Source organism: Promicromonospora citrea (genome assembly GCF_013004695.1).
GTDB lineage: Bacteria > Actinomycetota > Actinomycetes > Actinomycetales > Cellulomonadaceae > Promicromonospora > Promicromonospora citrea.
In genome coordinates this window covers 1-13,994 of sequence record NZ_JABEMG010000120.1, presented here as the reverse complement: position 1 = coordinate 13,994, position 13,994 = coordinate 1, and the positions used below count along the sequence as shown (strand labels likewise).

The following is a 13,994-nucleotide window of genomic DNA, read 5'->3' as shown; positions in this document are numbered from 1 at the left end:
ACGCCCGCCCCCGAGCGCGCCACGGCGACGGCCGCGAGCACGTCCGACCGGGTCACGACGCCGCCCGCGCCCGTCGGCCGGACGGACCGCAGGTCCAGCCCGGCCTCCCGCGCGAGCCGGCGCACGATCGGCGAGATCACCTTGACCGGCCGGTCGTCGGCGGGCGGCCCCGGACGGCGGGGCCTGCGGCGGCGTCCCGAGCCGGACGTGCTCGTCGTGCCGTAGCCGACCAGGACGTTCCCCGACCCGGCCCGCTCCTCCTCGCGGTACGTCTCGGCCTCGCGCCGCGCGGCGGGCTCGCCGTCCGCACCGCCCGTGGCGTCGGGGCCGACGCCCGCTGTGCCGGCCGCTGGGCCCGCCGGTGTGCCGTCGGCCGCGCCTCCCTCCGTGACGATCGTGATGAGCGGCCTGCCGACCTCGATCGTCTCGCCCTCGGCGGCATGCAGCTCGCCCACCCGCCCGGCGTACGGGCTGGGCACCTCGACGACCGACTTGGCGGTCTCGACCTCGGCGACCGCCTGGTCCACCCCCACGACGTCGCCCTCCGCGACGAGCCACTGCACCACCGACGCCTCGGTCAGCCCCTCGCCGAGGTCGGGCAGCAGGAACGTCTGGCCGGTGAGCGTGCTCATGCGTCCTCCCACTGCAGGTCGTCCACGGCGTCGAGGACCCGGTCGACCGAGGGCAGGTAGAGGTGCTCCAGCTTCGGCGGCGGGTAGGGGATGTCGAGCCCCGTCACGCGCCGCACGGGCGCGGCGAGCGAGTGGAAGCAGCGCTCGCCCACGCGCGCCGCCACCTCGGCCGCGAACCCGGCGAACCCGCTCGCCTCGGCGACGACGACGGCGCGCCCGGTCGACTCGACGGCGGCGCACACCGCGGCGTCGTCGTACGGGACGAGCGAGCGCAGGTCGACCACCTGCAGGCTGCGCCCGTCGCGCGCCGCGACCTCGGCGGCCTCGAGCGCCACCGGGACCGACGGGCCGTAGGCGATGAGGGTCGCGTCGGTGCCCTCGCGGCGCACGACGGCGCTGCCGATGCCCGGCCCGCGGGTGTCCCCGGGGGTGACCTCGCCCGTCGACCAGTAGAGCTTCTTCGGCTCGAGGAAGATCACGGGGTCGGGCGAGGCGATGGCCTCGCGCAGCAGCGCGTAGGCGTCCGCGGGGGTCGACGGCGCGACCACGTGCAGGCCGGGGGTGTGCGCGTAGTAGGACTCCGACGAGTCGCTGTGGTGCTCGACGCCGCCGATGCCCCCCGCGTACGGGACGCGCACCACGATCGGCAGCTCGACGCGACCTCGGGTCCGGTTCCGCATCTTGGCGACGTGGCTGACGACCTGCTCGAAGGCCGGGTAGGCGAAGGCGTCGAACTGCATCTCGACGACGGGCCGCATGCCGTTCATCGCGAGGCCCACGGCGAACCCCATGATGCCGGCCTCCGCGAGCGGCGTGTCGACGCACCGGTCCGCGCCGAACTCGGCGGTGAGCCCGTCGGTGACGCGGAAGACGCCGCCGAGCGCCCCGACGTCCTCCCCGAGCACAAGGACGGACGGGTCCTCGGCGAGGGCGTCGCGCAGCGCACGGTTGATCGCCTGGGCGGTGGAGAGCGTCTCGGTGGCGGCCGCCGCCGGGGCCTGCGTGGCCGGGCGGGTGATCGTGCTGGTCATCGGAGCGCCTCCTGCCTCGTGTCGGTGGTCACGTTCGCGCCGCTCGCCGCCTCGTCGCGCGCCAGCTCGTCCCGCACGAGCGCGCGCTGCTCCTCGAGCTGCGGGGTGGGCCGGGAGTACACGTGCCGGAACAGGTCCTCCGGGTCGGGCTCGACGTCGCGGTTGATGCCCTCGCGCGTGTGCCGCGCGAGCTCCTCCGCCTCCGCGGCCACGGCGGCGGCGCGCTCGTCGTCGAGCACGCCCTCGGCCCGCAGGTAGGCCTCGAGCCGCGTCAGCGGGTCCCGGCCGACCCAGGCGGCGACCTCCTCGTCGCTGCGGTAGCGGGTCGCGTCGTCGGCGTTGGTGTGGGCCTGCATGCGGTAGGTGTGCGCCTCCACGAGCTGCGGACCCTCGCCCGCGCGCGCCCGGGCGACCGCACCACCGAGCACGGTCAGGAGGGCCGCGAGGTCGTTGCCGTCCACCTGCTCGCCCGGCACGCCGTACCCGACGCCCTTGTGCGCCAGCGACGGCGCCGCCGTCTGCCGGGACAGCGGGACCGAGATGGCGTACCGGTTGTTCTGCACGAGGAACACCACGGGCGAGGAGAACACCGCCGCGAAGTTGAGCGCCTCGTGGAAGTCGCCCTCGCTGGTGGCGCCGTCGCCGCACAGCGCGAGCACCACCGTCGGCTCGCCGCGCAGGCGCGCCGCGTGCGCGACACCGACGGCGTGCGGGAGCTGGGTGGCCAGCGGCGTCGCCAGCGGTGCGACGTGCCGCTCGTAGGGGTCGTAGCCCGAGTGCCAGTCCCCCTTGAGGAGCACCAGGGCCTCGACCGGGTCGACGCCGCGGGCGGCGACCGCCGCGGTGTCCCGGTAGGTGGGGAAGAGCCAGTCGCCGTCCGCGAGCACCTGTGCCGCGGCGACCTGGCATGCCTCCTGCCCGAAGGAGGAGGGGTAGACGGCCAGCCGGCCCTGCCGCACCAGCGCGGAGGCCTGCTCGTTGTACCTGCGGGCCGCGACGATGCTCGCGTACCCGCGCAGGAGGTCCTCCGGCGGGGGCAGCGTCCCGGTGCCGGCCGTCGTGGGCCGACCGTCGGGGCCGAGCAGCATGACCGGCTCCGTCGACGGCATCATGCGATCTGCGTCACTCGTCATGGATATATACTGGTCAAGGCACTATCCGGATTCTACAAACCGTGCGGATCCGAGAGAATGTCCAGCACGAGCAGGGTTGTGCGATCCAGACGTCCAGAACAGAGAGGGCGTGGGGCGTGACGACGAGACAAGTGGCCCCGGGCCTGGACGACGTCGACCAGCGCATCGTGGCCGAGCTGCGCGAGGACGGCCGCATGTCGATGCGCGCCCTGGCGGAGAAGCTGCACATCTCGCGCGCCAACGCGTACGCGCGCGTGCAGCGGCTGGAGCAGTCCGGCGTGATCCGTGGCTACCGCGCGGAGATCGACCCCGTGCTGTGCGGGCTCGGCACCTCGGCGTACGTGACGGTCCGGCTCCGGCAGGCCCAGTGGCGCTCGGTGCGCGAGGGGCTGCGGTCGCTGCGGGGCATCGAGCACATCGGCCTGGTCGGCGGCGAGTTCGACCTCGTCCTGCTCGTGCGCGCCCGCGACAACGCCGACCTGCGGCACCTCATCCTCGACCAGATCCAGGGCATGGAGGGCATCCTCAACACGCACACGCTGCTGGTGTTCGAGGAGCCCGCGCCGGCCGGCGCGACGCCGCCGGCGGGCTGACGGCCGCTGGCGGACCCGTCAGTCCTGCGCCGCGCCGCCCGCGGCCTCGGGGCGGACGACGGCGTCGCCCACCAGCTCGGCGAGCTGCCGCTCGAGCTCCGCGAGCCGCTCCGGGCCGATGCGACCCGCCCACTCGTCCCGGCGCGCGTCGAACAGCGCCTCCCCCTGGTGCATGACCTCCCAGCCCAGCGGGGTGACCTCGACGCGCTTGCGGCGCGCGTCGTCCGGGTCGGCGCCGCGTCGCACGTAGCCGCGCTCCAGCAGCACCGCGATCGTCTTCGCGGCCGCCTGCTTCGACACCTCGAGGCGGCGCCCGAGCTCGGAGGCGGTGTCAGCGCCCGAGGCGATCGCGCGCATCGCGAAGTCGTGCACCGGGCGGACGTCGGCGTGCCCGCGCGCGGCGAGCTCGGCCGTGACCGACTCGACGAGCGACCGGTACCCGCCGAGCAGCAGCAGCGCGAGGTCGGCACCGGAACGGGTCATGGGCCCAGGATACGGGGCGTTGCATTTCGACAACCGGGTTGACTATGCTGGATCGACAACCCGATTGACCTTTCGTCGAGGAGACTCCCGTGACCGCACCCACCGCCCCCGCCCTCACCCACCACGTCGCCCACGTCGGCGGGGCCGACCTGCACCACGTCCGCGCCGGCGACGCGGGATCGCCCGTGCTGCTCGTGCACGGCTTCCCCGAGACCTGGTGGGCGTTCCACCGGCTCGTCCCGCACCTCGCCCGGGCGCACCGTGTCGTCGCGGTCGACCTGCGCGGGTTCGGCGACTCGAGCCCGGCCGGGGGCGACCACAGCAGCGCCGTCGCGGCCTCGGACCTGCACGGCCTGATCGAGCACCTCGGGCTGGGCCCGGTGCACCTCGTCGCGCAGGACGTCGCGGGCGGCACCGCGCTGCGCCTCGTCACCGGCCACCCCGAGGACGTGCTGAGCCTCACCGCCGTCGAGATGGGCCTGGCCGGCTTCGGCCTCGAGGCCCTCGCCGACGTCACGCGCGGCGGGTCCTGGCACATCGGCGCCCTCGCCGCACCCGGCGTCCCCGACCTGCTGCTCGCCGGGCGTGAGCGCGCCTACCTCGAGGCCACGTTCCGGCAGCTCACGGCGCGCCCCGACGCCGTCACCGACGACGACCTCGCCGAGCTCACCCGCACCTACTCCCGGCCGGGCGCCTGGCGGGGCGCCGCCGGGCTGTACCGGTCGCTGCTCACCGAGGGCGAGGAGCTGCGGGCCCTCGTCGCGGAGCACCCCGTGCCCGTCCCGGTGCTCGCCGTCGGTGCGGGCGGCGGGTCGTTCACCGCCGACACGCTCGCGCAGGTCGCCGCGGGACCGGTCCGGACCGCGCAGCTCGACGGCGTCGGCCACCACGCCGCCCTGGAGGCCCCCGCCGAGCTCGCGGCGGCGCTCCTGCCGTTCCTCGCGGAGGCCGACGGCGCCTCGGCCGACGGCGCGGCGCGGGCCGCCGTCTGAGCACGGCCGCCGGGCCCCGCTCGTCTTCGAAACCGACGTCGCTCGGCTTTCAGGGCCGGCAAAGCCGAGTGACGTCGGCCTCGAAGCCAACTCCCGCGGGCAGCCGGCACGGGGCGGGCCCGACGGGCCGACGCCGGCGCCTCGGCTCGAGATCGGCAGGTCCGCGCGCCGCCGGCTACCGCGTCGCGTCCAGCGACCTCGCCAGGTCCGCGAGCGAGCGGCCCGCGACCGCGGGGACCGTCACGCCCTGCAGGACGTCGACGTCGCCCACCTCGGGAGCGCTGCCCGCCGCGCCGCAGAGCGCGCCGACGAGCGCGGGCAGGCTGTCCTGGTGCCGCGTCACCGAGAGGGCGAGCGGCAGCGCCGTCTCGTGGTCGGCGCCCGTGAGCGCGGTGACGGCGAGCGCCAGCGGCAGCGTCTCGGCGACGGTGCCGGGGTGGCTGTAGGTGCGCGGCGCGAACCGGGCGACGAGGGCGGGCAGCGCCGCGAACGGCGAGGGCGCCTCGTCGACCAGGTGGAACGCGTCGCGCAGCCCGTCGGCGAGCCAGCCGTCCGCGACGACCTCCGCGGCGCCGGACTCCAGCGCGGGGCGCAGGGGTGCGCCGTCGAGCAGGTTCGCCAGCACGCGGGCGTACGCGGCGGCGGCGTGCACTCCGGTGCCGTCGTGCGTGACGACGGCGAACGCGCGGGCCAGGACGGCGGCCTCGTCCGGGGCGCTCGTGGCGAGCGCGACGGCGAGCGCGGCGGGCAGGGCGCTGTCGTCGTAGAACGCGGGGTTGTCGGCGCCGGTGTGCGGCGGGCGCAGGCCGCTCGCCGCGTTGATCAGCGCGGACCGCTGCGCGGCGCTGGTCCAGGTGTCGGGTGTGTCGAGCAGGTCTCGCCAGGTGTCGAACAGGCTGTCGGTGTCCCGGCCGGGCGCCTCCAGGAGCACGCGGGCGGCGACGGCGAAGCCCTCGGCGTCGTCGGTGGCCACGAGGGCGGGCGCGCCGACGGCCGAGAGCACGAACGGGACGACGGGCCGCAGCACGCGGGACTCGTCGAGCTCGAGGGGGCCCTTGCGGAGCATCTGGCGGACCCACGGGTCGCGGACGGTCCGGTGCTCCCCGGCCGGCGCGCCGAGGGCGTCCCCCAGCGCGAGGCCGTGCACGGCGCCGACGGCGCGGTCGAGGCGGTCGGTCATGCGGAGGCTCCCGTGGTGTCGAGGTCATCGGCGGCGCGCGCGACGAGCGCGTCGGCCAGCTCGACGAGGTCGGTGCCCGCCGTGGCCTGGATGCACTGGCCGGTCACGGAGCGCACCTGGGCGACGTGCGCGGCGTCGAAGGCGTCGGCGCCGTGCAGGGCGCCCGCCACGGCGCCCGCCATCGCGGCGATGGTGTCGGAGTCGCGGCCGATGTTGACGCCGGACTCGATGGCGGCGGGCGTGGCGTCGGTGGCCCGGAGCAGGCCGATGGTCAGCGCGACGGCCTCGGGGGCGACGTCGGCCCACATGTAGTGCCGCAGCGGGATGGTGGCGAAGAGCTCCTCCTCCGCGTCCTGCGGTGTCGCGGCGCGGGCGCCGATCTCGAGGGCGCGGCGTGCGGTGCGCGCGGACCACGAGTCCTCGGGCAGCGCGGCGAGCATGGCGTCGAGCACGCGGCCCGCGCCGTCGGCGGGGTCGGCGACCATGGCGACGGCGACCCCCGCGGCGACCGCCTGGGCGCACCAGACGCCGTCGCGCGAGTGGCTGACCTCGGCGTCGGCGCGCGCCATGCGGGCGGCGAGGGCGGGGTCGCCCGCGGCGAAGACGCCGATCGGCGCGACGCGCATGGCCGCGCCGTCGCTCCACGTCTCGGCGTTGCGCTGCCCGCTGGCGGGCGGCTCCATGCCGGCGTGGAGGTTGGCGATGGCGATCATCTCGCTGAAGCCCGCCCGGTTGAACCCGCTGCGCTGCGCGCGCAGGGCCTCGAGCCAGGTGTCGGCGACGTCCCGTGACGTCAGGCCGGCGCCGGCCCGGAGCACGCCGCGGGCGCACAGGACCGCGTACTCGGTGTCGTCCGTCCCGGCGGCGTCGGGGTCGACGAACCCGCGCACCCGGCCCCACCGGTCACGGATCGCCGCCAGGGTCATGCCCTCGGTCGGGGCGCCCATGGCGTCGCCGATCGCCAGGCCGAGCAGCGCGCCGCGCGCACGGTCGTTGTTCATGCTCCTCCGGTCTCTCGGTCCCCACCCTGGACGGCCGCGACGCCGTCAGAAACGCAACGTTTTGCATGGAACCAGCCCGCCGAGCATGGTCGTCGAGGGATGTTTGCGCACGTTTTTGCGCGTGTGTCTTGCCTCACAGGGTGAACTTGCGACATGCTACTCCAAAACCTTTTGCGCACACTGGGTGGGACAGGGCAGGACCGGTACGGGCAGGACGGGGACACGGGATGGTCGGGATTCGTGAGGTGGCGGAGGCCGCGGGCGTCAGCATGTCCACGGTCTCGCAGGTCGTCACCGGCAACCGCCCGGTCTCCGCGGCGACGCGGGCCCGCGTCGAGGAGGCGATCACGCGCCTCGGCTACCGCGCCCACCCCGGCGCCGCGCAGCTGCGCGGCGGGCGCACCGGCACGGTCGCGCTCATCGTCCCCACGCTCGAGAACCCGTTCTACCCGCTGGTGGCCGCCGGGATGCAGGACGTCCTGGTCCCCCGCGACCTCCTGCTCACCGTCACCGACGCGAGCAGCCTCGACCGGTCCGCGAGCGCCATCCACCGGCTCCTGACCCGCCGCGTCGACGCGATGGTCGCCGCGCCGTTCGGCCTGCCGCCCGCCGGCCTGGCCGAGGTGCACGACGCGGGCATCCCGTTCGTCACGCTCGGCCAGGCGCCGCCGGGCGGTGGCGACTACGTGCACACCAACGACGTCGACGGCGCGTACAAGGTGACCGAGCACCTGATCGAGCGCGGCCGCCACCGCATCGCGTTCCTCGGGGGCGACGAGGGCGTGACCCCCACGCGCCAGCGCCTCGAGGGGTACGAGAAGGCCTTGCGCGCCGCCGGCCTGCCCGTGCGGGAGGAGCACGTCGTGTGCACGCGGTACACCCGGCAGGGCGGCCGCGACGGCGCGAACCTGCTGCTCGACCGCGACGAGGCGCCCGACGCGATCGTGGCGGCCAACGACCTCATCGCCTTCGGGGTCCTCGACGTCGCGCGCGAGCGGAAGCTCCGCGTGCCCGAGGACCTCGCCCTGACCGGCTACGACGACCTCGAGGCGGCGTCGCTGGTCACGCCCCCGCTGACCACCATCATGAACCCCGCCCGCGAGATCGGGCGGGCCTGCGCCCGGCTCCTGATCGAACGGCTCGACGGGCAGGTCAGCGACATCACCCGTGGTGTCGCCCTGTCCAACATCCTCGTCGTGCGCGAGTCGACCTGACCCCACGCACCGCACCCGCACCTCCCGCCCGGCACCATCCCTCCTCGCGAGAGAGATACCCACAGTGAGCATCCCGAAGCACGTACTGGTACCCCTCGGCCTGGCCACCGCGGCGTCGGTGGCCCTGGCCGGCTGCGTGAGCAGCGGCGGCAGCAGCGACGCCGGCGGCACGGTCACCTACTGGGGGGCGTTCTACGCCCCCGCCACCGAGGAGGCCTTCCAGGAGATCTTCGTCGACGGCTTCAACGCCGAGCACGACGCCCAGGTGGACATGGAGGTCAAGGAGCTGACCACGCTCGGGCAGCTCACCGACACCGCCGTCGCCGCGGGCGAGGCGCCCGACATCGTGTACGCGGACGGCCCGTCGGCCGCCTCGGACTTCGCCCGCGCGGACCGCACCGTCGACCTCGACGAGTACGCGCAGGAGTACGGCTGGCAGGACGCGTTCCTGCCCTGGGCGTACGAGCTGAGCCAGGTCGACGGCGCCGTCCGCTCGGTGCCCGCCAGCTACGGCTCGATGGTCCTGTACTACAACGCCGAGGTGTTCGAGGAGCACGGCTGGACGCCGCCGACCACGCTCGAGGAGTTCGAGCAGGTCGCCCAGGAGGCCGACGAGGCGGGCATGGTGCCCCTCGGCGGCGGCAACGCGGGCTACCAGGGCATGAGCGAGTGGCTGATCACCGCGGTGTTCAACGCTGCCGTCGGCCCGGAGAAGATCCACGACGTGCTCACCGGCGAGGCGAAGTTCACCGACCCGGAGTTCGTGGCCGCGATCGAGCTCATCGAGAGCTGGATCGACAAGGGCTGGCTCGCGGGCGGCGCCGAGTCGTACTTCACCACCGACGACACGGCGAACGTGACCGGCCTGGCCAACGGCACCACCGCGATGTACCTGAGCGGCACCTGGTCGTTCAACTCGCTCACCGAGGTGTTCGAGGACCCGGAGCAGTGGGCCTGGGCGCCGCTGCCCTCGCTGAGCGACGACGTGGAGCCGGGCGTCTTCCCCCTGGCGATCGGCACCGCGCTCTCGGTCAGCGCCGAGGCGGAGGACCCCGACGCCGCCGCCTCGTTCCTCGACTACGTGGCCGGCGACGTCGACCGCGCCCTGGAGTACACCGCCCGCACCGGCGAGAACCCGCCGCCGCTGCAGATCGACGCCGACCAGTTCCCCGACGAGGTCGACGAGCGCACGGTCGACCTCTACAGCCAGATCCCGGATTCGACGAACGTCGGTTACGCGACCTGGACCTTCTTCCCCCCGAAGACGGACTCCTACCTCATCACCGAGTTCGACAAGGTGGTGACCGGTGACAGCACCGCGCAGGAGTACCTGGCCGGCATGCAGGACACCTTCGACAAGGAGTTCGACGCCGGCACCACCCTGGTCCCCTTCACCCCCCAGAGCGAAGGCTGACCAGTGATCACCGAGACGGCGACCACCGGGGCCTCGCTGGCGGGGGCCCCGGTGCGTCGCGGACCGCAGCCGGCCCTCCGGGGCCGGCCGCTGGGGGCCAGGCGGCAGCGCCGGCTCCTGGCCTGGGTCTTCGTCGCGCCGCTCCTGGTGGTCAACCTCCTGGTCGTCACGGGACCGGGCCTCGCGTCCGTGTACTACTCCTTCACCGACTGGAACGGCCTCGGCACCCCCCACTTCGTCGGGCTGTCCAACTACGGGGAGATGCTCGGGTCGGACGCCGTCGGCTCCGCCCTGGTGCACAACGTCCTGTGGACCCTGTTCTTCCTCGTCGTGCCCATGACGATGGGGCTGGTCGGCGCGTTCCTCCTGTCGCGGCTGCGGCGGAGGCAGACGTTCTTCCGCGTCCTGTACTTCGTGCCGTACGTGCTGGCCACGGTCGTCTCGGCCGCCGTGTGGCGCCAGCTCCTCGACCCCGACGGCGGGGTGGGCGCCGCGCTCTCGACGCTCGGCCTGCCGTTCCTCGAGGGGCTGGGCGAGGTCAACTTCCTCGGCAACCCGTCGCTCGCGCTCGGCTCGGTCGCGTTCGTGAACACCTGGCAGTGGTGGGGCTTCCTGCTCGTGATCTTCCTGGCCTCCATGCAGTCGGTCGACCCGGCCCTCTACGAGGCCGTGCGACTCGACGGCGCGGGCCCGGTGCGCGAGTTCTGGCACATCACGCTGCCGATGATCCGTCCGACGCTCGTGTTCCTCGGGCTCATGACGATCATCTGGTCGTTCCTCGTCTTCGACTACGTCTACGTGCTGACCCAGGGCGGCCCCGCGGGCTCGACCGACGTGCTCAGCACGGTGCTCTACCGCGAGGCCTTCCAGAACCAGCGCCACGGCTACGCCTCGGCGATCGCCATGCTGCTCTCGGTGATCAGCGCCCTGACGGTGCTGGGCTACCTCGCCCTGCGCCGCCGTCTGCGATGGGACGTGTGATGAGCACCCTCGACCAGCCCACCCGCGCCCGCCGGCACCCCCAGCCGGTGACCTGGGTGATCCTCGGCGTGCTCGCGCTCTACGCCGTCGGCCCGCTCCTCGTGCTCGCGGGCAACTCCCTGAAGTCGGCCCGCGAGATCGACAGCAACCCCCTGGGCTTCCCGCAGGCGTGGAGCTGGAGCAACTTCGCCGAGGCCTGGGAGCGCGCACACATGGGCGGCGCGCTGCTCAACAGCGCGGTCATCGCCACGGCGACGGCGCTCGGCGTCGCCGTGATCGCGACCACCGCCGCCTACGCCATGACCCGGCTCGAGCTGCCGGGCGGCGGCGCGTGGATCCTGTGGCTGCTCGTGTCGTCCTCCCTGCCGATCCAGCTCTTCCTGGTGCCGCTGGTGAGCTGGTGGTCCACGCTCGGCCTCTACAACCAGCCGATCGGCCTGATCATCATCTACTGGGCCGTCTACAGCCCCTTCGCGACGCTGCTCGTGCGCGCCTTCCTCGTCGGGCTGCCCCGCGAGTACGAGGAGGCGGCCCGGCTCGACGGCGCCGGCGAGCTCGGCGTCTTCGCCCGCATCGTGCTGCCCATGATCCGGCCCGCCGTGCTCACCGCGGCCCTCGTCGCCGGCCTGCAGTCCTACAACGAGTTCATGCTCGCCGTCACGTTCATCCAGGACCGCGACCTGCAGCCCGTCGCGCTCTCGCTCTACTCGTTCCAACAGGGATTCACCACCGACTGGTCCCTGGTCAGCGCGGCCGGGCTCATCATGGCGCTGCCCGTCGTCGTGCTCTTCCTGACGATGCAACGCCGTTTCATCGACGGCTACGTCTCCCGGGGGATCGCCGTATGACCACGGTTCCCTGTCCCCCCGACACCCACCACCGAGGAGGGCCCATGCCATCCGCCAAGGAGATCCTGCGCAGCGCCGCGGCCGAACAGATCGACAACGGCCTGGTGGACCTCGTCACCGTCGACAACTACGACCGTTTCGTCGGCGCCATGCTGGTGGCCGACGACAGCCACCGGCTCATGATGGAGGACCTGGGCGACGACCTGGTGCAGCTCTGGTCCTGGACGCCGTGGGTCGACGGCCGGTTCGGCGAGACAGGGATCACCACCGACGAGCACATCGCCCAGGCGGCCGTCCGCCAGTGGCTCACCGCCGCCCCGCCGATCCAGCGGGAGCCGAGCCGCGACATCTTCAGCGTGCTCCCCGTCGACGAGGACTGGCGCTGACGGGCACGTTCACCTCAAGCAGTTAGCCCCTGACCTAAAGGGTGTAGGCTAGGGGCATGACCCGCGCTCCCCTCACCCCGGCAGCAGTCGTCGCCGAGGCGGCGGCGCTGGCCGACGCGGACGGCCTGGAGGCCGTCACGCTGTCCGCGGTCGCACGCCGCCTGGGCGTCCGGACCCCGAGCCTCTACTCCCACGTCCGCGACCACGCGGCCCTCCTCGACGGCATCAGCACCCTGGCGCTGGCCGACCTCACCGCACGTATCGCGCAGGCGGTCGCCGGCCGGTCCGGCCGCGCGGCCCTCGAGGGGCTCCTGGGGGCGCACCGAGCCTTCGCCCGTGACGCGCCCGGCCGGTGGCAGGCGCTCCAGCGCCGCACCGGGCCCGACGTCGCCCGCTCCGACGCCGCGCGCTCGCTCGTCGTGCTCACCGACGCCGTCCTGCACGGCTACGACCTGCCGCCCGGCGAGCGCGTGCACGCGACCCGGCTGCTCGGCAGCACCGTCAACGGCTACCTCACGCTCGAGCGCGCCGGCAGCTTCGATCACAGCGAGCCCTCGCCCGACGTGTCGTGGGGCAGGACGATCGACGCGCTCGACGCCCTGCTCCGCGCGTGGCCCGCGGCCGCACCCGCCTCCGCACCGAAAGCAGACTGAGCATGTCCGACCACCTCTCCCCCGTCCCGCTCGACCCGGCGTCCGTGCACGGCGCGGAGGAGCTGGAGCGCACGCCACGCGGCCTGCGCCCGCACCGTCTGCCCGCCTGGGTGCGCGGCCAGTTCCCCGACCCGCAGCTCATGATGATGGAGCGCCAGCCGTCCGGCGTGCGCCTCGTGCTACGGACGACGGCGCGGGCCGTCGCGCTCGTCACCCACCCGACACGCCTCGCCTACCGCGGCGCCGACCGCCCGCGCGGCTCGGTCGACCTCGTGGTCGACGGCGAGCCGCTGGGCAGCGAGCGGCTCGACGGCGGCGACGTGATCTGGGCCGACCTGCAGACGGGAGCCACCGAGCTCGAGGCCGGTCCGGCGTGCACCACGCGGTTCGACGGTCTGCCCGCCGGCGAGAAGCTGGTCGAGATCTGGTTGCCGCACAACGAGTCCGTCGAGCTCGTCGAGCTGCGCGCCGACGCGCCGGTCGCGCCGGCCGAGCCGACCGGACCGCTGTGGGTGCACCACGGCAGCTCGATCAGCCACGGGTCCAACGCGGCCTCGCCGACGCGCATCTGGCCCGCCGTGGCCGCCCGGCTCGGCGGCGTACGGCTGCGCAACCTCGGGTTCGGCGGCAGCGCGCTCGTCGACCCCTTCATGGCACGCACCCTCCGCGACGCACCCGCCGACCTGATCAGCCTCAAGCTCGGCATCAACGTCGTGAACCTCGACGGCATGCGGCTGCGCACCTTCGTGCCCGCCGTGCACGGGTTCCTCGACACGATCCGCGACGGCCACCCCACGACGCCGCTCGTGCTCGCCTCGCCGATCTACAGCGACATCCACGAGGACACCCCCGGGCCCGGCGCCGTCGACCCGGCGACGCTCGGGACCGACCACGTGCGGTTCGTCGCCACGGGCCGGCCCGAGGAGGTGCGGCAGGGCAAGCTCACGCTGCGCGTGATCCGCGACGCCCTCGCGCAGGTGGTCGCCGGGCGGGACGACCCGAACCTGCACTACCTCGACGGCACCACGCTGTACGGCCAGGCCGACGCCGCCGAGCACCCGCTGCCCGACGGGCTGCACCCCGACACCGACACCCACCGGATCATCGGCGAGCGGTTCGCCGCCTGGGCGTTCACGGGGTCGGGTCCGTTCGCGGCAGCGCACCAGGGCTGACGTCGCCCGCCGCGGGGTCGCCGTCGGCGGCGCCCGGGCCCGTCCCGTGCGCCGCCCGGATCGCCTCGCGGGCGCGCAGGTCCCGCACGCTGTGCGCCGCGCGCCGCAGCCGCGTCCCCGCGTACGGCACGCCGCCGCTCAGCCACCAGCCCACGGCGACCCAGACGCTCACCGCGCGCTCGAGGAGCCACGCGGGCGCCCAGAGCGTCGCCGTCGGCGGGTAGTGCGTGGTGCCGCCTGCCCGGCGTCTGCCGACCTCCGCGGCCACGACCGCGCCGCCC

Annotated in this window: 15 protein-coding genes and 1 pseudogene; 9 read left to right on the top strand and 7 right to left on the bottom strand. The window is 74.3% G+C overall.

Annotated features, from left to right (window positions below):
- The 3 genes from HLB15_RS18575 to pdhA form a co-directional block, all read right to left on the bottom strand.
- Positions 1–632 (bottom strand): biotin/lipoyl-containing protein (locus HLB15_RS18575; RefSeq protein WP_171107397.1); only part of this gene is annotated, 632 nt, incomplete at its 3' end.
- The gene (locus HLB15_RS18570) at positions 629–1,663 is read right to left on the bottom strand and encodes an alpha-ketoacid dehydrogenase subunit beta (protein WP_171107395.1); all 1,035 of its coding nucleotides are present in this window, start codon (positions 1,661–1,663) and stop codon (positions 629–631) included. The genes HLB15_RS18570 and HLB15_RS18575, both read right to left, overlap by 4 nt.
- Positions 1,660–2,796, bottom strand: coding sequence for a pyruvate dehydrogenase (acetyl-transferring) E1 component subunit alpha (pdhA, locus tag HLB15_RS18565; RefSeq protein WP_171107393.1), 1,137 nt, complete (start codon positions 2,794–2,796; stop codon positions 1,660–1,662). The genes HLB15_RS18570 and pdhA overlap by 4 nt, the downstream gene beginning before the upstream one ends.
- Positions 2,797–2,912: 116 nt before the next feature.
- On the opposite strand from pdhA, the gene HLB15_RS18560 reads away from it, so the two are divergent.
- A complete protein-coding gene (locus HLB15_RS18560; RefSeq protein ID WP_229785196.1) occupies positions 2,913–3,389 on the top strand; it encodes an Lrp/AsnC family transcriptional regulator in 477 nt (158 codons plus the stop codon).
- 18 nt (positions 3,390–3,407) lie between these two features.
- Here the strand turns inward: HLB15_RS18560 and HLB15_RS18555 are convergent, their stop codons facing one another.
- Positions 3,408–3,872 carry a MarR family winged helix-turn-helix transcriptional regulator gene (locus HLB15_RS18555; protein WP_171107391.1) on the bottom strand — a complete coding sequence of 155 codons (465 nt, stop codon included), beginning with the start codon at positions 3,870–3,872 and terminating at the stop codon, positions 3,408–3,410.
- 89 nt (positions 3,873–3,961) lie between these two features.
- On the opposite strand from HLB15_RS18555, the gene HLB15_RS18550 reads away from it, so the two are divergent.
- Entirely contained in the window at positions 3,962–4,864 is a 903-nt protein-coding gene (locus HLB15_RS18550) for an alpha/beta fold hydrolase (RefSeq protein ID WP_171107389.1), read from the top strand.
- Positions 4,865–5,039: 175 nt separating this feature from the next.
- Here HLB15_RS18550 and HLB15_RS18545 read toward each other — a convergent pair whose 3' ends face one another.
- On the bottom strand, positions 5,040–6,044 hold the full coding sequence (locus HLB15_RS18545) for an ADP-ribosylglycohydrolase family protein (protein WP_171107388.1): 1,005 nt from the start codon (positions 6,042–6,044) through the stop codon (positions 5,040–5,042).
- Complete coding sequence (locus tag HLB15_RS18540; RefSeq protein WP_171107386.1) at positions 6,041–7,045, bottom strand: ADP-ribosylglycohydrolase family protein; 1,005 nt, start codon at positions 7,043–7,045, stop codon at positions 6,041–6,043. The genes HLB15_RS18545 and HLB15_RS18540 overlap by 4 nt, the downstream gene beginning before the upstream one ends.
- Before the next feature lie 227 nt (positions 7,046–7,272).
- Here HLB15_RS18540 and HLB15_RS18535 point away from each other — a divergent pair, with 227 nt between their 5' ends.
- The 7 genes from HLB15_RS18535 (at position 7,273) to HLB15_RS18505 (ending at position 13,713) form a co-directional block, all read left to right on the top strand.
- Entirely contained in the window at positions 7,273–8,259 is a 987-nt protein-coding gene (locus HLB15_RS18535) for a LacI family DNA-binding transcriptional regulator (protein ID WP_171107384.1), read from the top strand.
- 64 nt (positions 8,260–8,323) lie between these two features.
- A complete protein-coding gene (locus HLB15_RS18530; RefSeq protein ID WP_171107382.1) occupies positions 8,324–9,673 on the top strand; it encodes an ABC transporter substrate-binding protein in 1,350 nt (449 codons plus the stop codon).
- A 3-nt stretch (positions 9,674–9,676) separates the two neighbouring features.
- Positions 9,677–10,654: a carbohydrate ABC transporter permease gene (locus tag HLB15_RS18525; protein WP_229785203.1), complete on the top strand. Its 978-nt coding sequence runs from the start codon at positions 9,677–9,679 to the stop codon at positions 10,652–10,654.
- Complete coding sequence (locus HLB15_RS18520; RefSeq protein WP_171107381.1) at positions 10,654–11,502, top strand: carbohydrate ABC transporter permease; 849 nt, start codon at positions 10,654–10,656, stop codon at positions 11,500–11,502. Before HLB15_RS18525 ends, HLB15_RS18520 begins: the two co-directional genes overlap by 1 nt.
- A 44-nt stretch (positions 11,503–11,546) precedes the next feature.
- Positions 11,547–11,888 carry a hypothetical protein gene (locus HLB15_RS18515; protein ID WP_171107379.1) on the top strand — a complete coding sequence of 114 codons (342 nt, stop codon included), beginning with the start codon at positions 11,547–11,549 and terminating at the stop codon, positions 11,886–11,888.
- A 56-nt stretch (positions 11,889–11,944) separates the two neighbouring features.
- On the top strand, positions 11,945–12,541 hold the full coding sequence (locus HLB15_RS18510; protein ID WP_171107377.1) for a TetR-like C-terminal domain-containing protein: 597 nt from the start codon (positions 11,945–11,947) through the stop codon (positions 12,539–12,541).
- Positions 12,542–12,543: 2 nt separating this feature from the next.
- On the top strand, positions 12,544–13,713 hold the full coding sequence (locus HLB15_RS18505) for a GDSL-type esterase/lipase family protein (RefSeq protein WP_171107375.1): 1,170 nt from the start codon (positions 12,544–12,546) through the stop codon (positions 13,711–13,713).
- On the opposite strand, the pseudogene HLB15_RS18500 reads toward HLB15_RS18505, so the two are convergent.
- A pseudogene (locus HLB15_RS18500) lies at positions 13,673–13,994 on the bottom strand (hypothetical protein); the annotation flags it as partial. The gene HLB15_RS18505 and the pseudogene HLB15_RS18500 sit on opposite strands and share 41 nt — an antisense overlap.